Raw genomic sequence first — 19,753 nt, 5'->3', positions numbered from 1 at the left:
CGCCGGGAGGGGCGCATGCACGATCCGATCAAGGCCGACTGGCTGGGCGAGCCTGCCCTGCAGGCCGTGTTCGACGCGCTCGAGCAGGAGGGCGATGCGGCACGGGTGGTCGGCGGGGCGGTGCGCAACACGCTGCTCGGCGTTGCCGTCAGCGATATCGACATCGCCACCACGGCGGAGCCCGCAACCGTCATCCGGCGTGTCGAGGCGGCGGGGCTGAAGGCGGTGCCGACCGGCGTCGACCACGGCACGGTGACGGTGGTCAGCGAGGGCCGGGCCTTCGAAGTGACCACCCTGCGCGAGGACGTGGAGACGCATGGGCGGCATGCGACCGTGCGCTTCGGCCGCGACTGGCAGCACGATGCGGCCCGGCGCGACTTCACCATGAACGCGCTCTATGCGGCACGCGACGGGACCCTGTTCGATCCTGTCGGCGGGCTGCCGGACCTTCACGCCCGGCGGGTGCGCTTCATCGGCGAGGCGGACCGGCGCATCCGCGAGGACTACCTGCGCATCCTGCGTTTCTTCCGCTTCCATGCCCAATACGGCGAGGGCGAACCCGACGCCGAGGGACTTGCCGCCGTGACCCGGCTGAAGGATGGCCTTACGGGGCTTTCGGCCGAGCGCATCGGCGCGGAAATGCGCAAGCTCGTTGCCGCGCGCGGCGCGGTCGCCACGCTGGAGGCGATGGCGGCAAGCGGCGTGATGCCGCAGGTCTTGGTGCCGCGCGTCGGGCTGGCGCCGTTCGCGGCCCTGCGGGCGCTCGATGCGCTTTGCCCCAACACGCGCGCGCCGGCGCTGGCGCTAGCCGCGCTCAGCGAGGGGGGCGAGGCGGAGCTCGACGCGCTGGCCGACCGGCTGCGCCTCTCCAATGCGGAACGGCGGCGGATGAAGGCGGCGCGGCTTGCTGCCGACGCGGCGCGCATGAAGTCGTGGGACGCCGGTCCCCAGGCCGTGGACCTTGCCGCGCTGGAACTGCTCTATCGCCATGGCCGCGAGGCGGCGACGGACGGCGTGCTGCTGGCCGCCGCCGAGGCGGGACTGACCGCGGAGGATGCGGCCTTGCGCGCGCTGCTGGCGGCGGTGGCGACACTCGACATTCCCCGGCTTCCGCTTTCGGGCGGCGAGCTGACCAAGGCCGGCGTCGCGCCGGGGCCGAAGGTCGGCGAGGGATTGCGGCTCGCCGAGACGCGCTGGATCGAGAGCGGCTTTTCGCTGGATCGGGCGGCGCTGGTCTCGGCGGTGCTCGGCCGGAACTGAGACGGTTTAGGTCGTGAACTCATAATTCTGGCGAGAAACGGTATGCCCGAACCCGATCGGATACAAGGAGCAAGGCCGCAGGAAACCCGTCAGGTTTTCAAGGACTTGCGACGCTGTTGCCGGCGGGTTCCGGCATACCCGAAGGGCGCCGTTCGAGCTTCGATCTGCGGCGTCGGATCGCTCGGCCGGGGGACCTGCCCCGGCCATCGCGCTCCTCCTGGCATATCATTGCCCGAACGAACGCCGTTTCCGGCACAATTATGAGTCCACGACCTACCCGTCGTCGGCGAATTCGCCCGTGATCTTCAACCCTTCGATGCCGGTGGCGCCTTCGGTCTTCAGGATCGTGCGCGGCACGGCGCCGGCCTCGCGCGCCAGCGCGTCGGCGAAGTCCTGCGAGTGGGTGACGATCCAGACCTGGGTGCGCTCGCAGGCCCGCGCCACGACCCGGGCGAGCGGGGCCAGAAGCTCCGGATGCAGGCTCGCCTCCGGCTCGTTCAGCGCGACGAAGGCCGGCAGCCGGTAGGCGAGCAGCGCCCCGGCAAGCGCCAGATAGTTGAGCGTGCCGTCGGAGAGCTCGCGGGCCGAGAAGTCGCGCGGCATGTCGGCAAAGCGCAGCGACAGGCGCGCCGTGCCGTCGACGACCTCGACCCCGAGACGGGCGCCGGGAAAGGCATCGTCGATGGCGGCCTCCATGTCGCGGGCATCGCCCCGCACCATGGTCAGCGTCGCAAGGACGGCGGCAAGGTCCGACCCGTCGGACGAAAGGGTCGGGGTGGTCAGCGCAAGCGCCGGCTGGCGCAGCGGCGAGGCCTCGTCGGTGCGAAAGCCATGGTAGAAGCGCCAGTCGGCGAAGGTCCGGCGGACGATGTCGAGTTCGGGAAAGCGGGCGCCGTCGCGAAAGGCGCCGAGCGCCGTCTCCGAGCCGAGCAACTCGTTGTCGTAGGTCAGCCTCGTGCCGTCGGCGGCGCGCAGCCAGGCGGTGGGGCCGCCGCGCTGCATCAACGTCACCTCGCGCCCGGCGGCGGCGAGCGTCAGGCTCTCTTCCTTGACCAGCGGTTCCAGCGGCAGCGCCGCGTCGGAGATCTTGTTCGGCAGGCCGACCTCGATGGAATAGGTCATGTCGCCGAGCCGGGCCTTGAGGATCAGCCGCACCGGGGCGCCGCGCTTGCGGGTGCCGGCCCACAGCACGCTCTCCACGCCCCCTTCCTCGGCGATGGCGCGGGTGATGCGGCCGAGGGCCGCCTGCTGCAGCAGCGAGAGGGCGCGGTAGAGGTTGGTCTTGCCGGTGCCGTTGCGGCCGACGAAGACATTGAGCGCGCCGACCGGCATGTGCAGCGCGCGCAAGGAGCGGTAGCCGGTGACGGACAGGGATGTCAGCGGCGGCATCGACATGGGATCAGCCTCGTCCTGGGATCAGCCCCGCCTCACGGCCATTTCACCAAGGGCGGCATGGACGACAGGATCGAGGCGACATTTCCGCCGGTCTTCAGGCCGAAGATCGTGCCGCGGTCGTAGAGCAGGTTGTACTCCACGTAGCGCCCGCGGCGGATCAGCTGTTCCTCGCGCTCTGCCTCGCCCCAGGGCTTGTGGTAGTTGGCGCGCACGAGCTTGGGGTAGATGTCGAGGAAGGCGAGGCCGACCTCCTGGGTGAAGGCGAAATCCGCGTCCCAGTCGCCGGAGTTCAGATAGTCGTAGAAGATGCCGCCGATGCCGCGCGCCTCGTTGCGGTGCTTGAGGAAGAAATACTCGTCGCACCACTTTTTGTAGCGGGGATAATCGGCGACCGCATGGGCCTCGCAGGCGCCCTGCATCGCGGCGTGGAAGGCGAGCGTGTCGGCGTCTTCCTGGGTGCGGCGGGCATCCAGCACCGGCGTCAGGTCGGCGCCGCCGCCGAACCACTGGCGGGTGGTGACCACCATGCGGGTGTTCATGTGCACCGCCGGCACATGCGGATTGTGCATGTGGGCGATCAGCGAGATGCCGGAGGCCCAGAAGCGCGGATCCTCCGAGGCGCCGGGGATCTGGCCGCGGAACTCGGGCGAGAACTCGCCGTGGACGGTGGAGATGTGGACGCCGACCTTCTCGAAGACCCGGCCCTTCATCATCGACATGATGCCGCCGCCGCCCTTGGCCCCGGTCGAATCGGTGCGCTCCCAGGGCGTGCGCTCGAAGCGGCCGGCCGGCTGGTCTGCAAGCTCGCCCGGCAGGGCGGCATGTTCGGCGGCGTCGTCCTCGATCGCTTCGAAGGCGGCGCAGATGCGGTCGCGCAGGCTGCGGAACCAGGTCTCGGCCTGGACCTTCTTGTCGTCGATCCCGTCCGGAATGGCGCCCCCGCGCGTCTCGCCGCTGGTGTCCGTCGTTGCTGCGCTCATTCCTGCATTCCTCGTCCGTGATGGGGCGTCCCGTTCCCGCTTCATGGCAGAACTCAGCCCTCGGCGGAAGAGGAGGCGGGCGCAAGGGCGGGAAAGGCGCCGGTTTGACGCAGCGCTTCGCCGAGCACGATGGCGGCGGTGACCGCAACGTTCAGCGAGCGCATGCCGGCAACCATCGGCACGGTGATCCGGGCATCGGCAAGGGCGTGGACATCCTGCGGGACGCCGGAGGATTCGCGCCCCAACATCAGCAGGTCCGACGCTGCGAAGCCGTGATCGAGATGCGAGACCGCTCCGGAGGTGGTCAGCAGCACCAGGCGACGGCCTTCCCCTGCGCGCCAGGCCTCGAAGGCGGCAAAGTCGACATGGCGGACCAGGGCGGCGCGCTCCAGATAGTCCATGCCGGCGCGGCGCAGCGCGTGATCGGACAGGGGAAAGCCGGCCGGCTCGATCATATGCACGGTCACGCCGAGGCAGGCACTGAGCCGCAGGATGGTGCCGGTGTTCTGCGGAATGTCGGGCTGGAAGAGCACAAGGTCGGGCATGCGCGCGAGGTCCGGGCTTGGAAAAGGGGGGCGGGGTGTCCCATATGCAGGTGCGGGCGGCGCCCGCATTCCCCTCGGCGCCCTTCTTGCCCGCGCCCCGCCCTTCCGGCAACAGCAAAGGACCCGGCTTCCCGTGCTCGAAAGACTGTTCGCCTGGTTCGAAGGGCGTCTCGATCCGCTGACCCCGCTGCCCGACCGCCCGGTGCCGGGCACGGGCTTCGGCTATCTGTGGTTCTTCGTCTCGCAGGCGCGGGTGACCTTCCTCGTCATGCTGGTGCTCGGCGGCATCACCGCCCTGATCGAGGCGGCGCTCTACGTCTTCGTCGGCGACCTGGTCGACATGATGCAGGCCGGCACGCGGGCCGATTTCCTTGCGCAGAACGCAACGATCCTGATCCTGATGGGCCTGACCGTGCTGGTGGTGCGCCCGGTCATCGCCGCGCTGACCGCGCTGGTGGAGGAGCAGGTCGTGGTGCCTGGCTTCTTCAACCTGGTGCGCATGCAGGGCCACGCGCAGGTGGTGGGCAAGTCGCTGGCCTATTTCCAGGACGAGTTCGCGGGGCGCATCTCGCAGAAGGTCTGGCAGTCGGGACAGGCGGCCGGCGACTTCATGGTCAGCCTGCTGCAGGTGATCTGGTTCATCGTCGTCTTCGCGGTGTCGACGCTGGCGCTGGTGAGCGCGCTCGATCCGTGGTTCGGCCTCGTCGTGGCTCTGTGGCTCGCGATTTTTGCCGGGCTTGCGGTCATCTATGTGCCGCGCATTCGCCGGACCGCGAAGGAAAGCGCCCATGCCTCGTCCGGCGTGACGGGCCGCTTCGTCGACACCTACGGCAACATCCAGACGATCAAGCTGTTCAGCGACACGCAGCGCGAGGGGATCGGCACCCGCGAGAGCTACGAGACGTTTCTTGCCGCGATCCGGCGCTTCACCCGCACGCTGACGGCGGTGCGCAGCGTGATGAGCGTGCTGTCGGGCGTGATGATCGCTGCCATCGGCGTGCTGGCGGTCTTCGCCTGGGAGGCGGGGCGAGTGACGACCGGCGACGTGGCGCTGGTGCTCGGCCTGGTGCTGCGGCTCAACGTGCTGCTGGGCCGGCTGCTCGGCCAGCTCAACGGGCTGTTCCGGGCGCTGGGCACGCTGCAGGACAGCGCCGAGACGATCACCCGGCCGGTGACCGTGACCGACCGGCCGAACGCGCCGTCGCTCGCCGTGTCCAAGGGCGAGATCGATTTCGAGGGCGTGCGGTTCCACTACGGCAAGACGGGCGGGGTGATCGAGGACCTGACAACGACGATCAGGCCGGGCGAACGGGTGGGCCTTGTCGGCCGTTCGGGCGCGGGCAAGTCGACGCTGGTGAACCTGCTGCTGCGCTTTTACGACGTGGAGAGCGGGCGCATCCTGATCGACGGGCAGGACATTTCGGGCGTGACGCAGGCGAGCCTGCGCGCGCAGATCGGCATGGTGACACAGGACACCTCGCTGCTGCACCGCTCGATCCGCGACAATATCGCCCTCGGGGCGAGGGACGCGGACGAGACGGCAATCCGCGAGGCAGCGCGGCGGGCGCATGCGCTCGAGTTCATCGAGGCGCTGGCCGACAGCCGCGGCCGCACCGGCTTCGACGCGCGGGTCGGCGAGCGGGGCGTGAAACTGTCCGGCGGCCAGCGCCAGCGCATCGCCATTGCGCGGGTGCTCTTGAAGAATGCGCCGATCCTGGTGCTGGACGAGGCGACCTCGGCGCTCGATTCGGAAGTGGAGGCGGCGATCCAGGAGAGCCTCAACGACCTGATGGCCGGCAAGACGGTGATCGCCATCGCCCACAGGCTGTCGACCATCGCGGCGATGGACCGGTTGATCGTGCTGGACGAGGGGCGGATCGTCGAGGACGGCACGCATGAGGAACTGCTGGCCCGCGGCGGGCTTTATGCCGAGCTGTGGGCGCGCCAGTCCGGCGGTTTTCTGACCGTCGACGTCGAGGACACGCAAGAGGTGGTGTAGGCTGCGCAGCTGCAGGACCAGCGCGAGAACGTTGCCCCGCGCTGGCAGGACCAGCGCGAGAACGTTGCCCCGCGCAGGCAGGGCCGGCGCGAGAACGTTGCCCCGCGCTGGCAGGGCCGGCGCGAGAACGTTGCCCCGCGCTGGCAGGGCCGGCGCGAGAACGTTGCCCCGCGCAGGCAGGGCCGGCGCGAGAACGTTGCATGAACGCAACAGTCGCATGGCTTCAATCATTCGGGTTCGAATTGTCGCTTTGCAACCGACGGTCATCGTGTATGGTCCCGGGTGTCGGGGTCCCGGCATCGCCAGCGTCAGCAACGCGGATGCCTGATACCCGGCCGGCGGACGCCCGTCCGCCTTTGAACCCGCAGGTCATACCAGGTCGCAGCAGCTAAGGAGGGAGTGCATGATGGCATTTGGCGCAATCAATATCCGCACCTCCATGTGCGTCCTCGCTCCGCTTGCCGGGGCACCAATGACCGGATCTGCGGTGCGCGGCGCTTAGGCCGCCAGCCTTTCCAGCCCGTCTAGTTTTCCCCTTCGATCCGGCCCTGGCCGGTTCCCTGCCTGTCCCGTCCCGCACGCAATTCGCCGATCCGCGGCGAATGCACTGGTCTTTCCGTCCGTGTCCGTTGCGCGACTGTCCGATGCCGAGTTCCGCAGGAGCTTACCCATGGACTCCCGTTTTCCGCTCGATCCGTTCGCGCGGCCGCAAGCACCGCTGCCGCAAGTCGGCGGTCCCTCCGATCGCAGCCCCGATTCCGGTTCCGGGTCCGGTTTTGGCAAGGGACGCCTGACCGATGCCGCGCTGGTCGCCGGTGCCGCCGTCGGGCTGACCCTGTCGCTGGCGCTGGTCCTGTTCGTGCCGCAGGCCTTGCAGGAGTTCGACCGCCTGGACGCGGTCGTCTCCGCCGGCACCAGCGTGCCTGCAACCGAGTTCGCCGAAAGGCTGTTCACCCTGTTTCTGGGACTGACGGTGCTTGCCGCCGCCGTTTCCGCGTTCATCCTGTCGGTGCTGATGACACCGGCAGCGCCGCGTCCGGTGTTTCCCGCCGGACGGCACGCGGTGATGCGGCGGTCGGATCGCACCCGCAGGTCTCACGAGGATCTTCGTCATGTTCGACCGGTTTGAAAAACTCATCGACCCGTTCCGGGAGCAGCCGATCACGGCGCCCCCGGCCGGGCTTTTCGCCTTCTGCTGGCATTACACGCGGCCGATCTGGCCGATCCTGGTGGCCGTGTGCCTGCTGGGAACGGCGGTCGCCATCTTCGAGGTCATGGTCTTTTCCTTCCTCGGCGACCTGGTGAACTGGCTGTCGACGGCGGATCGCGAGACCTTCTTCGACGACAATGCCGGGCGGCTCGTCTGGATGGGCGTGGTGATCCTGGTGATCATGCCGGCGCTGTCGCTGGCGTGGGAGCTGCTGTTCCACCAGACGCTGCTCGGCAACTACCCGATGGCGATCCGCTGGCAGGTGCACCGCTACCTGCTGCGCCAGAGCATCGGCTTCTACCAGAACGACTTCGCCGGCCGCATCGCCACCAAGGTGATGCAGACGGCGCTGGCGGTGCGCGAGGTCGTGACCCGCGTGCTCGACGTGCTGGTCTATGTGTCGGTCTATTTCGTCTCGGCGGTGCTGCTCATCGGCGAGGCGAACGTCCGGCTCGCCCTGCCCCTGGTGCTGTGGTTCTTCGCCTATCTGGCGGTGCTGGTGTTCTTCGTGCCGCGCCTGAAGACCCTGTCGCAGGTGCAGGCCGATTCGCGCTCGCTGATGACCGGCCGCGTGGTGGATGCCTATACCAACATCTCCACCGTCAAGCTGTTCTCCCATACGGACCGGGAGGAAGACTATGCCCGCTCGTCCATGCGGGACTTCCTGAAGACGGTGCACCGGCAGATGCGGCTGGTGACGGTGCTCAACACGCTGCTGCACACGATCAACGTGCTGCTGCTGTTCGGCATCGGCGCCATGTCGATCTACCTGTGGCGGGCCGATGCGGTGACCACCGGCGATGTCGCCGTGGCGGTCGCCCTGGTGCTGCGCCTGCACGGCATGTCGCAGTGGATCCTGTGGGAAGTGTCGGGCCTGTTCGAGAATATCGGCACGGTGCAGGACGGTATCACCACGATCTCGCGCGAGCGGGAGGTGACCGACCTGCCGCAGGCACCGGCGCTGGCCGTGTCGAAGGGCGAGATCGCGTTTGAGGGCGTGCGCTTCCACTACGGCAAGGAGGCGGGCGTCATCGACCGGCTCGACCTGACGATTCGCCCCGGCGAGAAGGTCGGCGTCGTCGGGCGTTCGGGCGCGGGCAAGTCGACGCTGGTGAACCTGCTGCTGCGTTTCTACGACGTGGAGAGCGGGCGCATCCTGATCGACGGGCAGGACATCTCCACGGTGACGCAGGCGAGCCTGCGCGCGCAGATCGGCATGGTGACGCAGGACACCTCGCTGCTGCACCGCTCGGTGCTCGACAACATCGTCTACGGCAAGCCGGGAGCCGGCGAGGCCGAGGCGATGGAAGCGGCGCGGCGGGCCCATGCGGCCGGCTTCATCGACGGGCTCGAGGACCTGGAAGGGCGCAAGGGCCTGATGGCGCATGTCGGCGAGCGGGGCGTGAAGCTGTCCGGCGGCCAGCGGCAGCGTATCGCCATTGCCCGGGTGCTCTTGAAGAACGCGCCGATCCTGGTGCTGGACGAGGCGACCTCGGCGCTCGATTCCGAAGTCGAGGCGGCGATCCAGGAAAGCCTCAACGATCTGATGGCCGGCAAGACGGTGATCGCCATCGCCCACCGGCTGTCGACCATCGCGGCGATGGACCGGCTGATCGTCATGGATCGCGGGCGGATCGTCGAGGACGGCACGCACGAGGAGCTGCTGGCCGGCGGCGGGCTCTATGCCAGCCTGTGGAGCCGGCAGTCGGGAGGCTTCATCGACAGCGGCCGCGAGGCGGTGTAACACCTCCCCCCTTGCTGCCCCACACGCCGCCCCACACGCCCCGCCGTGCGCGCGGCGTGTGGGGCAGAAACCGGAGAGGGCCGCTGCGCCTTGCGTGCGGCGGAAACGAGCGATGTCCGTCGCGGCGTCCGCGTGGCCAAAATCTGGCGTCATTGCTGCAATCGTTGGGCAAAAAACCGCGACAAAGAGTCGTCTCCACCCATGATCATCTGGACAAGCGCGGGCAAGGGTGCCAATAACTGCCCCGCTTGGAAAGATGCGGAAAGCCGCATCTGCCGCCCAGACGACGCACTCCGCCGACCTTCGTCCCCGTTTCGGCCGGGCCAGGGACGGCGGCGTTTGCCGTTCTCGTCGGGCATATAGGTTAAAGAGGACGCGACCTTGGCACAGCAGGATACGGTCGAACCCACTCGCCGCGATTTCCTCTATATCGCGACCGGTGCGATGGGGGCGGTTGGCGCAGCCGCGCTCGCATGGCCTTTCATCGACCAGATGAACCCGGATGCGTCGGCCCTGTCGCTGGCCTCCATCGAGGTCGACATCTCGGCCATCGAGGAGGGGCAGGAAATCAAGGTGATGTGGCGCGGCAAGCCGGTGTTCATCCGCAACCGCAGCGCCAGGGAAGTCGAGGAGGCGAACGCAGTCGCGATCTCCGACCTTCCCGACACCAACGCGCGCAATGCCAACCTGGCCGCCGACGCGGAAGCGACCGATGCCAACCGCGGCGTCGAGGGCCGGGAAGCGCTGATCGTCATGGTCGGCGTGTGCACCCATCTTGGCTGCATTCCGCTCGGGCAGTCCGGCGATTTCGGCGGCTGGTTCTGCCCGTGCCACGGCTCGCACTACGATACGGCCGGCCGCATCCGCAAGGGACCCGCGCCCGAGAATCTCCTGATCCCGCCGTTCGAGTTCATCTCGGACAACGTGATTCAGATCGGTTGATAGCGGCAATCCATAGGAGAGGCAGCCATGGCTGGACATTCCAACTACGTGCCGCAGAGCGCGGCGGCTAAGTGGCTCGAGAGCCGCCTGCCGGTCATCTCGCTCGTTCGCGGTTCCTTCGTCGATTTCCCCACCCCGAAGAACCTCAACTACTGGTGGACCTTCGGCGGTATCCTGTTCTTCGTGCTGATCGCGCAGATCATCACCGGCATCGTGCTGGTGATGCACTACACGCCGAACACCGCGATGGCCTTCGCGTCCGTCGAGCACATCATGCGCGACGTGAACTTCGGCTGGCTGCTGCGCTACCTGCATGCCAACGGCGCGTCGATGTTCTTCATCGCCGTGTTCATCCACATGTTCCGCGGCATGTATTACGGCTCCTACAAGGCGCCGCGCGAAATCTCGTGGATCCTCGGCGTCGTGATCTTCCTGATCATGATGGCGACCGCGTTCATGGGCTACGTGCTGCCCTGGGGGCAGATGTCCTTCTGGGGCGCCACCGTGATCACCAACCTGTTCTCGGCGCTGCCGCTGGTCGGCGAGCCGATCGTGAACTGGCTGTGGGGTGGCTTCGCCGTCGACAATCCGACGCTGAACCGCTTCTTCTCGCTGCACTACCTGCTGCCGTTCATGATCTTCGGCGTCGTTCTGCTGCACGTGTGGGCGTTCCACACCACCGGCAACAACAACCCGACGGGCATCAACCCGAAGACCAAGCAGGACACGATCCCGTTCCACCCGTATTACACGATCAAGGATCTGTTCGCGATCGTGGTGTTCATGATCCTGTTCGCCTACTTCGTGTTCTACATCCCGAACTTCCTGGGCCACGCCGACAACTACATCGAGGCCGATCCGCTGGTCACCCCGGCGCACATCGTTCCCGAGTGGTACTTCCTGCCGTTCTACGCGATCCTGCGCGCGGTTCCGGACAAGCTCGGCGGCGTCATCCTGATGTTCGGCTCGATCGCGGTGCTGTTCATCCTGCCGTGGCTCGACACCTCGAAGGTCCGCTCGGGCACCTACCGTCCGCTGTTCAAGCAGTTCTTCTGGATCTTCGCCATTGTCTGCGTCGGTCTCGGCTACCTCGGCGCCATGCCGGCGGAAGGCCGCTACGTGATCGCGGCCCGGATCCTGACGGCCTACTATTTCGCTCACTTCCTGATCATCCTGCCGCTGCTGGGCTTCCTTGAGAAGCCGAAGGAGCTGCCGGCCTCGATCTCGGACGCTGTGCTCAGCGGCGGCGGCAAGCCGGCCGGTGCGGTCGCAGCGCCGGAAACGAAGTGAACCACGGACGGGATTGGGAGTTCTCCTCAATGAAGACGATGATCAAATCCGTGCGTGGCGCCTTGCTGGCCGTGGCCGCAATGGCGGTCGCTGCGCCGGCAATGGCCGCGGGCGAAGGCCCGCATATCGAGCGCCAGCAGTGGTCGTTCTCCGGCCCCTTCGGCCAGTACGACAAGGCGCAGCTGCAGCGCGGCTTCAAGGTGTACAAGGAAGTCTGCGCCGCCTGTCACGGCGCGCGGTTCCTCTCCTTCCGCAACCTTGCGGAAGAGGGTGGCCCGGGCTTCACCGACGACCAGGTCAAGGTGATCGCAGCCGAGTACCTGGTGATGAAGGGCCCGAACGACGACGGCGAGATGGAGGAGGTCGCTGCGATCCCCTCCGACCGCTGGCCCTCGCCGTTCCCGAACCAGCAGGCGGCCCGTGCCGCCAATGGCGGCGCCTATCCGCCGGACTTCTCGACGCTGGCCAAGGCCCGCGCCGTCGCCAGCGGCTTCCCGGGCTTCGTGTTCGACATGTTCACGCAGTACCAGGAGCACGGCCCGGACTACATCTACAACCTGCTGACGGGCTACGAAGAGGCGCCGGACGGGTTCGAGGTGCCGGTCGGCCAGTACTACAATCCGAAGTTCATCGCCGGCCAGACGCTGGCCATGGCGCCGCCGCTGTCCGACGAGCAGGTCGAGTACACCGACGGTACGCCGATGACCGTGGACCAGTACTCGCACGACGTCGCCGCCTTCATGATGTGGGTTGCCGAGCCGAAGCTCGAGCAGCGCAAGAGCATGGGCTTCCGCGTGATGATCTTCCTGATCGTCTTCGCCTCGCTCCTCTACTTCACCAAGAAGTCGGTCTGGCGCAACGTCGAGCACTGAGCCGGCCACGGCGAAAGTCCTGAACAACCGGCCGCCGGAGCAATCCGGCGGCCTTTTCATGTCCGCGGCCCTGTTGGAGGCGCGGGGCGCGAATGCTATCGCAACGGGCAGGCAAAGGAGTTGCACGGATGGTCAAGGCTGTACTGGGTGTGATCGGCGGATCGGGGCTTTACGACCTGCCGGCGCTGGAAGGCGCGGAATGGGTCGAGGTCGCTAGCCCCTGGGGCGAGGCGTCGGATGCGGTACGGATCGGCGAGATCGACGGGCTGAAGGTCGTCTTCCTGCCGCGCCACGGCCGCGGCCACCGCTACGCGCCGTCCGACATCAACTACCGCGCCAATATCGACGTGATGAAGCGCTGCGGTGTGACCTCGCTGGTTTCGGTCTCCGCTGTGGGGTCGCTCAACGAGGCGATGGCGCCGGGGCATTTCGTGCTGGTCGACCAGTTCATCGACCGGACCTTCGCGCGGGCCAAGAGCTTCTTCGGCAAGGGCTGCGTCGCCCATGTGTCGATGGCCGAGCCGGTCTCGCCCGGCCTTGTCGGCCATATCGCGGCGGCGGCAGAGGCGGAGGCGCTGACATTTCACCAGGGCGGCACGTATCTCGCCATGGAAGGCCCGCAATTCTCCTCGCTGGCGGAGAGCAACCTCTATCGCAGCTGGTCCTGCGACGTGATCGGCATGACCAACATGCCGGAGGCCAAGCTCGCCCGCGAGGCGGAGATCTGCTACGCGACGGTTGCCATGGTCACCGACTACGACAGCTGGCATCCCGACCACGGGTCGGTCGACATCCAGTCGATCATCAAGGTGCTGCACGACAATGCGGACAATGCCCGCAGCCTGGTCGCACGGCTGGCGCAGGACCTGCCGCGTGACCACGAGCCGTGCCCGATCGGCTCCGACACGGCGCTGGAATACGCGCTGATGACGGCGCCGGAGGCGCGCGATCCCGAGCTGGTGGCGAAGCTCGACGCGGTCGCCGGCCGCGTGCTCTCCCGCTGAGGCGACCAACGCACGGCGAACGAAACCGCTTTGCCGGACCGGCGAATGTGGCAAACTCTCTCACCAATGGGTTGCGCGAACGCCCGGTGGGCACGCGCGCCCCAAGCAGCAAGACGGACGAGCAATGACGACTGAAACGGTCTCGCAGGAGCTGATGGCAGCAATCCGGACCATTCCGGACTATCCCAAGAAGGGCATCCTGTTCCGCGACATCACCACGCTGCTGGGGAATGCGCGGGCGTTCCGCCGGGCGGTCGATGCCTTGGTGCAGCCCTGGGCGGGCGCCAAGGTCGACCAGGTCGCGGGCATCGAGGCGCGCGGCTTCATTCTCGGCGGTGCGGTGGCGCATCAGCTCTCCGCCGGCTTCGTGCCGATCCGCAAGAAGGGCAAGCTGCCGCACGAGACGGTGCGCATCGCCTATTCGCTGGAATACGGCCTCGACGAGATGGAGGTGCACAAGGATGCGATCCGTCCGGGCGAGAAGGTGATCCTGGTCGACGACCTGATCGCCACCGGCGGTACGGCGGAGGCGGCGACCAAGCTGCTGCAGCAGATGGGCGCCGAGGTGGTCTCGGCCTGCTTCATCATCGACCTGCCGGATCTCGGCGGGCGCGCGCGCCTGGAAGCCCTCGGCGTTCCCGTGCGCACGCTGGTGGACTTTCCGGGCCATTGACCGGGGAGGGGACCCGCGACCCGGCCCGCAGCGACGGGCAGGACGGCGGGGTGCCGGCGTTCGGCGATGCCTTCCTGAAAGGCTTCGAGACGCTGCTGGCATGGCGGCGCGACGTGCGGCGGTTCGACCCGCGTCCCCTGCCAGAAGGGCTGCTGGAAGTCCTTCTGGCGCAGGCGCACATGTCGCCGTCGGTCGGCAACAGCCAGCCCTGGCGCTTCGTGCTGGTGGACGATCCCGCCCGGCGCGAAATGGTGCGGGCAAGCTTCCTGAAGGCCAATGCCGATGCGCTCGCCGCCTATGACGGCGAGCGGGCCGAGCTCTATGCCCGGCTGAAGCTGGAGGGGCTCACGGTGGCGCCCGTGCAAATGGCCGTCTTCTGCGACGAGGGCACCGCCCAGGGCGAGGGCCTTGGCCGGCGGACCATGCCGGAAATGCTGGCCTATTCCTGCGTCTGTGCGGTCAACACGCTGTGGCTGGCGACGCGGGCGCAGGGCATCGGCCTCGGCTGGGTGTCGATCATCGACCCGCAGGAGGTCGCGCAAGCGCTGGACGTGCCGGACAGCTGGCGGCTGATCGCCTATCTGTGCATCGGCTATCCGCAGGAAGAGCACAACGACCCGGAACTGGAGCGCGCCGGCTGGCAGGCGCGGCAGGGGCTCGGCGAACGGCTGTTCCGGCGCTAATCTTTCTCTCAAGCATGGCGGGCGCGGCGCCCGCCCATCACGAGGACACTGTCATGACCGTAACCATTCGCGCCAAGACGGAGGACGACCACGCGGCGGTGGTCGAGCTGCTGACCCGACGATGGACCAGCCCGGACATCCTGATCGAGGGCGAGATGATCGACGCCTCGCGCCTGCCCGGCTTCATCGCCGTGGACGAGGACGGCGAGATGGTCGGCCTCGTCACGCTGATCCAGCGCGAGAGCGAGTGGGAGATCCTGACGCTCGATTCGCTCAATCGCTGGGGCGGGGTGGGCACGCTGCTGCTCAAGGCGGTGGCCGGCGCTGCCGTCGAAAACGGGATCCGCCGGCTGCTGGTGCGCACCTCGAACGACAATCTCGATGCCTTCCGCTTCTACCAGCGCCGCGACTTCCGGCTGGAGAAGATCGTCCCCGGCGCGATCGACGAAGAGCGCAAGCTGAAGCCGGAGATCCCGATGCTCGGTGAATACGGCATCCCGATCCGCGACGAGGTCGTCTTCGCAAGGGCGCTCTAAAGGATCAGCATCTGGGGGGAGGTCACGGCCGGCACGTTCATCCCGGCAGGGGTGAGGCCGGCAGGGGTGAGGCCGGCGGAGGTGAGGCCGGCGGTATAGGCAAGGCTTGCCTGCGCGGGGGCGGCGGTGGCCTCTCCCGAGAGCTGACCCCTGACGCTCACCGACCCTCCGGAAAGCGCCTGGTTGAGCGACCGGGTAAGCCCCAGGCTGTCGAGGGCTTGCTTGCCATCGTTGATGGCCTGATCGATCGCCGACTTGTCGCGCTGGCTTTCCGTTTCGTCGGTCCGGTCGCGGCGGGCGAGATCCGCAATCCTCTTCGCCAGTTGCTTCAGTTCCTCGCCGAGCTTCTTCAGATCGTCGCGCTCTTTCTCCATCCCCACGGCCCGGGAGCGGTTCGCCGCCTCCTCTTCCTTTTGCTGCGCGCCGATATAGGCCTGCAGGGCGGACTTCAGCTCTTCCTGGCTCGGTTCGTCGCCGGGCTTGCTCGCGGAGTTCGCGTCGCTCTCTTCGCCGGGCTGGCCGGACGGCTTCGCCTCGGCTGTGGCTGTGGCTGTGGCTGCGGCCGTGACCGGCGCGGCAGCTCCGGTCTGCGCATCCGCGCCGGCGTTCGCCTCGTTGGTTGCCGCGCCCGCTGCCACGGCGTCTTGCGCCTCGCCGACGGCTCCAGTGCCTTGCACATCGACAATACCGGCACCCGAGGTGCCCGATGACAGCTCGGCTGCATCCGTGCCCAGCTGCGAGGCCGCGCCCTTGAAGTCCTGCGCAAGCGCCTTGAGCTCGCGAAGCATCGCCTTGGCCTGCTTGGGCGTTGCAAATTGCAGGCGCTGCTTCAGCTCCTCGATCTTCTGCTTGATCTCGGAGGCCTTGTTCGAGCGTGAATCGTCCTTCATCTGATCGGCCGCGCGCTGCAGCTGCTGGCTGATCTCGACGGTGTCCTCGATCTCCTTGACCGTGTCCTCGCTCAACGTGATGCCGCTATCGGCAAGCCGTCCCAGTGTCGCATTGGTCTGGCTCGCGAACGGGTTGGAGAGACTGGCGTTGGAGCGGGAGGGAAGCCCTGCGAGGCTTGAGGCCGTCTTGAGAAGGGATAGCACCGACACTGCGACGTCCTCCGCCCCGGGATGGAGGCCGACATCATCGCCCGCATGGCACCGGACCGTCGGCACAGGGGCATGGAAGGTCTTGCAACCATCAGATGCACTTGGTATCGGCCGGCACCTGTTAAAAAAGAGTTAATGGTGAACAAGGCGTTAACGGCACCACACCTGCCCGGGCCCAGGCCGCGGTCCCGGCCAGGGATGTGCTCGCAGGTCCGCACTTGCGGTGGGTTCAGCCGCCCGTGTCGTCCGTCTCGGGGTGGCGGGCGACCAGCACCTTGCCGGTGAAGGAGAAGACCGTGACACCGTCCTGGTTGACGCCCTCGTTGCCGTGGATCGCGAGGCCCCATTGGGGCCGCGTGCGCATCTCGCGCTTTTCCAGCAGGGTGGAGCTGTAGGTGATCGTGTCGCCGGCAAAGACCGGGCGGATCCACTTCAGGTCGGTGAAGCCGGGGGAGGGGCCGAGGCGCGAGGGCGTGCCCAGCCTTTCGCATTCGGCCTGGATATGGGCGACCATCAGCTTCATCCACACCGAGCCGGTATGCCAGCCGGAGGCGCACAGGCGCCCGAAATGGGTCTGCGCCGCCCCCTCGTCCGACAGGTGGAAGGGCTGGGGATCGAAGGCGCGCGCGTAGCGGACGATCTCTTCCGGCGTGAAATGATAGCTGCCGAGCTCGCGGCGCTCGCCGACGACCATGTCCTCGAACCAGATCATTGCACTGCCTCCCGCCGGGCGAACAGGATCTTGTTGCGCTGGGTCATGACGGTGGCGCCGGTCTGGTCGGCGACGGTGAACAGGAAGTCGACCATGCCGAGCTCGGGACGGGAGTTCAGCACGCGGGCGGAGATCACCTCGGCGCTGGCGGTGAGCACGTCGCCCGGCCGCACCGGGCGCATCCAGCGGACTTCCTCGACGCCCGGCGAGCCCTTGCCGCTCGAATTCAGCAGCAGGTTGTCGCACATCAGCCGCATCAGCATGGAGATGGTGTGCCAGCCGGAGGCCGCCAACCCGCCGAGAAGGGAGGCCTCGCCGGCCGCCTCGTCGAGGTGGAACGGCTGGGGATCGAACTCGGCCGCGAAGGCGACGATCTCGTCGCGGGTGACGGTCTTGGAGCCGAGGGCGATGGTTTCGCCGGGCTCGAAATCCTCGAAGCTTCTGAACGTGCTCATGGTATCGATCTATACGCAGCCGGAGGCCGCTGTCGAGAGCCTCCGGCCGCGCGCCGACACTCAGTCGTAATAGATCTCGTTGTCGTCGAGATAGACGTTGCTCGCCTCGCAGATGTCGATGTCGATCGGCTCGTCGAGCACTTCGCCGCCATCGGTGCCGAGCCAGCCGACGCGGAAGGTCTGGGCGCAGGAACCGGTATCGTCCGTGAATTCGGCGCGGGCCGACTCGTCCGGGCCGATCCTGCTGCCGAGCCAGTTGCTCGACCAGCCGCTGCCGTCGTTGGTGTAGAAACCGACGACGGTGTTGTCGTCCGTGTTGTTGTAGATCTGGAAATAGCCTTCGGCGCCCGTGCCTGCCAGGGCAGCGGACGCACAAAGGACCAGCGCCGCCGAAGCGGTCGCGAGCATGCGGTGAACCATGCGGTTTCCCTCAGGAGAAGACCGCCACGATGGCGGCGGTCCCCACATTAGACCGGCTTTCGGGAAAGTGCGAGTGCGATCAACAGGCTGATGGTCAGGTGTTGAACTTGAACAGCAGGACGTCGCCGTCCTTGACAACGTATTCCTTGCCTTCGTCGCGGGCCTTGCCGGCTTCCTTGGCCGGAGCCTCGCCGCCGAGGGTGACGTAGTCGTCGAAGGCGATGGTCTGGGCGCGGATGAAGCCGCGCTCGAAGTCGCTGTGGATGACGCCGGCCGCCTGCGGGGCCTTGGTGCCCTTGCGGATCGTCCAGGCGCGCGCTTCCTTCGGACCCGCGGTGAAATAGGTGATCAGGTCGAGCAGGTCGTAGCCGGCGCGGATGAGGCGGTCGAGGCCGGGCTCCTCGAGACTCATGGTCTCCAGGTATTCGGCCTGTTCGGCATCGTCGAGCTGGGCGATCTCGGCCTCGATGGCGGCGGAGATCACGACGCAGGCCGCGCCTTCCGCCTCCGCCATCTCGCGCACGCGCTCGGACTGGGCGTTGCCGGTGGCCGAGCAGGACTCCTCGACATTGCAGACATAGAGGATCGGCTTGGTGGTCAGCAGGTTGAGACCGGCCAGGATCTTGCGCTCCTCCGGGGTGGAGACGTCGAGCAGGCGCGCCGGCTTGCCCTCGCGCAGCAGCTCCAGAGCGCCTTCCATGATCGGGATCACCGCCTTGGCATCCTTGTCGCCGCCGGTCGCCTTCTTCTTCAGCGGCGCCAGGCGACGCTCGAGGCTCTCCATGTCGGAGATCATCAGCTCGGTGTCGACGGTCTGGGCATCGGCGATGGGGTCGATGCGCCCGTCGACATGGGTGATGTCGTCATCCTCGAAGCAGCGCAGCACATGGGCGATGGCGTCGACCTCGCGGATGTTGGCGAGGAACTGGTTGCCGAGGCCCTCGCCCTTGGAGGCGCCGCGCACCAGGCCGGCAATGTCGACGAAGGTGAGGCGCGTGGGGACGATGCTGGCCGACTTGGCGATGCGGGCGATGTCCTTCAGGCGCGGATCCGGCACCGCGACCTCGCCGGTGTTCGGCTCGATGGTGCAGAACGGATAGTTCGCCGCCTGGGCAGCCGCGGTCTTGGTCAACGCGTTGAACAGCGTGGACTTGCCCACATTCGGCAGGCCGACAATGCCGCACTGGAATCCCATCTCGTCTCAGTCCTTCTTTCCAAACATGCGTGCGAGCTGCTCCGCGAGCCCCGTCTTGGGCGCGCTGTCCTTGCCGCGCCGCGGCAGCGGCGGGTTCGGGTTGCGGGAGGTGCCGCCCGAGGCCGCGCCTTGCTCCTTGCGGGGCTTTTGCGGCTTTGCCGGGGCCAGCGCCAGATGCAGCCGGTTGCAGAATTCCGAATGGTGCCCGCCGACCAGAAGGCCGGCTTCGGCAGCGATGGCGTCGAGCATCGGGTCGAGCCATTCGGCATCGACCTTGGCGAAATCGCCCAGCACATGCGCGGTGACGCGGTCCTTGTGGCCCGGGTGCCCGATGCCGAGGCGCACGCGCGAGTATTCCTTGCCCAGATGGGCGTCGATGGAGCGGATGCCGTTATGGCCGCCGCTGCCGCCCCCGACCTTGGTGCGAACCTTGCCCGGCGGCAGGTCGAGCTCGTCGTAGAGCACGATGACGTCGGCGGGCGCGAGCTTGTAGAAGCGGGCGGCCTCGCCGACCGAGCGGCCGGAGTCGTTCATGTAGGTCTGGGGTTTCATCAGCATCACCTTCTCGCCGTCGAGAAGGCCTTCGCTGACTTCCGCCTTGAAGCGGCTTCGCCAAGGGGCGAAGGAGGAATTCCGGCCGTGGATCGCGTCCACGGCCAGAAAACCGATATTGTGGCGATTGCGGGCGTATTTCTCGCCCGGATTGCCGAGACCGACGATGAGGCGCATGGGTACTCC

20 protein-coding genes are annotated in these 19,753 nt (G+C 67.4%); 11 read left to right on the top strand and 9 right to left on the bottom strand.

All coding sequences use genetic code 11. The features are described from left to right. Positions 1-15: 15 nt before the first annotated feature. Entirely contained in the window at positions 16-1,260 is a 1,245-nt protein-coding gene (locus GH266_RS07655) for a CCA tRNA nucleotidyltransferase (protein ID WP_158193364.1), read from the top strand. A 273-nt stretch (positions 1,261-1,533) separates the two neighbouring features. Here GH266_RS07655 and GH266_RS07650 read toward each other — a convergent pair whose 3' ends face one another. From GH266_RS07650 to GH266_RS07640, 3 genes are read right to left on the bottom strand one after another with little or no spacing between them, the layout of a single operon-like run. Next, positions 1,534-2,649, bottom strand: coding sequence for an AAA family ATPase (locus tag GH266_RS07650; RefSeq protein WP_209001625.1), 1,116 nt, complete (start codon positions 2,647-2,649; stop codon positions 1,534-1,536). Positions 2,650-2,687: 38 nt separating this feature from the next. Then, a complete protein-coding gene (hemF, locus tag GH266_RS07645) occupies positions 2,688-3,635 on the bottom strand; it encodes an oxygen-dependent coproporphyrinogen oxidase (protein ID WP_158193362.1) in 948 nt (315 codons plus the stop codon). A 53-nt stretch (positions 3,636-3,688) separates the two neighbouring features. Further along, positions 3,689-4,180, bottom strand: a complete 492-nt coding sequence (locus GH266_RS07640) for a tRNA (cytidine(34)-2'-O)-methyltransferase (protein WP_158193361.1) — start codon at positions 4,178-4,180, stop codon at positions 3,689-3,691. On the opposite strand from GH266_RS07640, the gene GH266_RS07635 reads away from it, so the two are divergent. From GH266_RS07635 to GH266_RS07590, 10 genes are all read left to right on the top strand, one after another. Then, a complete protein-coding gene (locus GH266_RS07635) occupies positions 4,179-6,179 on the top strand; it encodes an ABC transporter ATP-binding protein (RefSeq protein ID WP_158193360.1) in 2,001 nt (666 codons plus the stop codon). The two genes, GH266_RS07640 and GH266_RS07635, sit on opposite strands and share 2 nt — an antisense overlap. Before the next feature lie 670 nt (positions 6,180-6,849). Further along, entirely contained in the window at positions 6,850-7,308 is a 459-nt protein-coding gene (locus tag GH266_RS07630) for a hypothetical protein (RefSeq protein WP_158193359.1), read from the top strand. Then, positions 7,292-9,133, top strand: a complete 1,842-nt coding sequence (locus tag GH266_RS07625; RefSeq protein ID WP_158193358.1) for an ABC transporter ATP-binding protein — start codon at positions 7,292-7,294, stop codon at positions 9,131-9,133. Before GH266_RS07630 ends, GH266_RS07625 begins: the two co-directional genes overlap by 17 nt. Before the next feature lie 381 nt (positions 9,134-9,514). Continuing rightward, complete coding sequence (gene petA, locus GH266_RS07620; RefSeq protein WP_158193357.1) at positions 9,515-10,075, top strand: ubiquinol-cytochrome c reductase iron-sulfur subunit; 561 nt, start codon at positions 9,515-9,517, stop codon at positions 10,073-10,075. Positions 10,076-10,102: 27 nt separating this feature from the next. After that, a complete protein-coding gene (locus tag GH266_RS07615) occupies positions 10,103-11,365 on the top strand; it encodes a cytochrome b (RefSeq protein ID WP_158193356.1) in 1,263 nt (420 codons plus the stop codon). A gap of 29 nt (positions 11,366-11,394) precedes the next feature. Next, positions 11,395-12,237, top strand: coding sequence for a cytochrome c1 (locus GH266_RS07610; protein WP_158193355.1), 843 nt, complete (start codon positions 11,395-11,397; stop codon positions 12,235-12,237). Between the two features lie 128 nt (positions 12,238-12,365). Next, positions 12,366-13,241: an S-methyl-5'-thioadenosine phosphorylase gene (locus GH266_RS07605; protein ID WP_158193354.1), complete on the top strand. Its 876-nt coding sequence runs from the start codon at positions 12,366-12,368 to the stop codon at positions 13,239-13,241. Positions 13,242-13,365: 124 nt separating this feature from the next. Further along, positions 13,366-13,914, top strand: a complete 549-nt coding sequence (locus GH266_RS07600) for an adenine phosphoribosyltransferase (protein ID WP_158193353.1) — start codon at positions 13,366-13,368, stop codon at positions 13,912-13,914. Then, entirely contained in the window at positions 13,911-14,597 is a 687-nt protein-coding gene (gene bluB, locus GH266_RS07595) for a 5,6-dimethylbenzimidazole synthase (RefSeq protein WP_158193352.1), read from the top strand. The genes GH266_RS07600 and bluB overlap by 4 nt, the downstream gene beginning before the upstream one ends. A gap of 53 nt (positions 14,598-14,650) precedes the next feature. Beyond that, on the top strand, positions 14,651-15,133 hold the full coding sequence (locus tag GH266_RS07590) for a GNAT family N-acetyltransferase (RefSeq protein ID WP_158193351.1): 483 nt from the start codon (positions 14,651-14,653) through the stop codon (positions 15,131-15,133). Here the strand turns inward: GH266_RS07590 and GH266_RS07585 are convergent. From GH266_RS07585 to pth, 6 genes are all read right to left on the bottom strand, one after another. Further along, positions 15,130-16,233 carry a hypothetical protein gene (locus tag GH266_RS07585; RefSeq protein ID WP_158193350.1) on the bottom strand — a complete coding sequence of 368 codons (1,104 nt, stop codon included), beginning with the start codon at positions 16,231-16,233 and terminating at the stop codon, positions 15,130-15,132. The two genes, GH266_RS07590 and GH266_RS07585, sit on opposite strands and share 4 nt — an antisense overlap. A 229-nt stretch (positions 16,234-16,462) precedes the next feature. Then, positions 16,463-16,945, bottom strand: coding sequence for a MaoC family dehydratase (locus GH266_RS07580; RefSeq protein WP_158193349.1), 483 nt, complete (start codon positions 16,943-16,945; stop codon positions 16,463-16,465). Beyond that, the gene (locus tag GH266_RS07575; RefSeq protein ID WP_158193348.1) at positions 16,942-17,400 is read right to left on the bottom strand and encodes a MaoC family dehydratase; all 459 of its coding nucleotides are present in this window, start codon (positions 17,398-17,400) and stop codon (positions 16,942-16,944) included. The genes GH266_RS07580 and GH266_RS07575 overlap by 4 nt, the downstream gene beginning before the upstream one ends. Before the next feature lie 60 nt (positions 17,401-17,460). Next, the gene (locus tag GH266_RS07570; RefSeq protein WP_158193347.1) at positions 17,461-17,820 is read right to left on the bottom strand and encodes a hypothetical protein; all 360 of its coding nucleotides are present in this window, start codon (positions 17,818-17,820) and stop codon (positions 17,461-17,463) included. 94 nt (positions 17,821-17,914) lie between these two features. Beyond that, positions 17,915-19,015: a redox-regulated ATPase YchF gene (ychF, locus tag GH266_RS07565; protein ID WP_158193346.1), complete on the bottom strand. Its 1,101-nt coding sequence runs from the start codon at positions 19,013-19,015 to the stop codon at positions 17,915-17,917. Between the two features lie 6 nt (positions 19,016-19,021). Further along, entirely contained in the window at positions 19,022-19,744 is a 723-nt protein-coding gene (gene pth / locus GH266_RS07560; RefSeq protein WP_158193345.1) for an aminoacyl-tRNA hydrolase, read from the bottom strand. Positions 19,745-19,753 lie beyond the last annotated feature (9 nt).

Origin of the sequence: Stappia indica (assembly GCF_009789575.1) — a bacterium.
Classification (GTDB): Bacteria; Pseudomonadota; Alphaproteobacteria; order Rhizobiales; family Stappiaceae; genus Stappia; species Stappia indica_A.
Note: the sequence above shows the minus strand (reverse complement) of the source record. Positions and strands in the feature narration are given on the sequence as shown.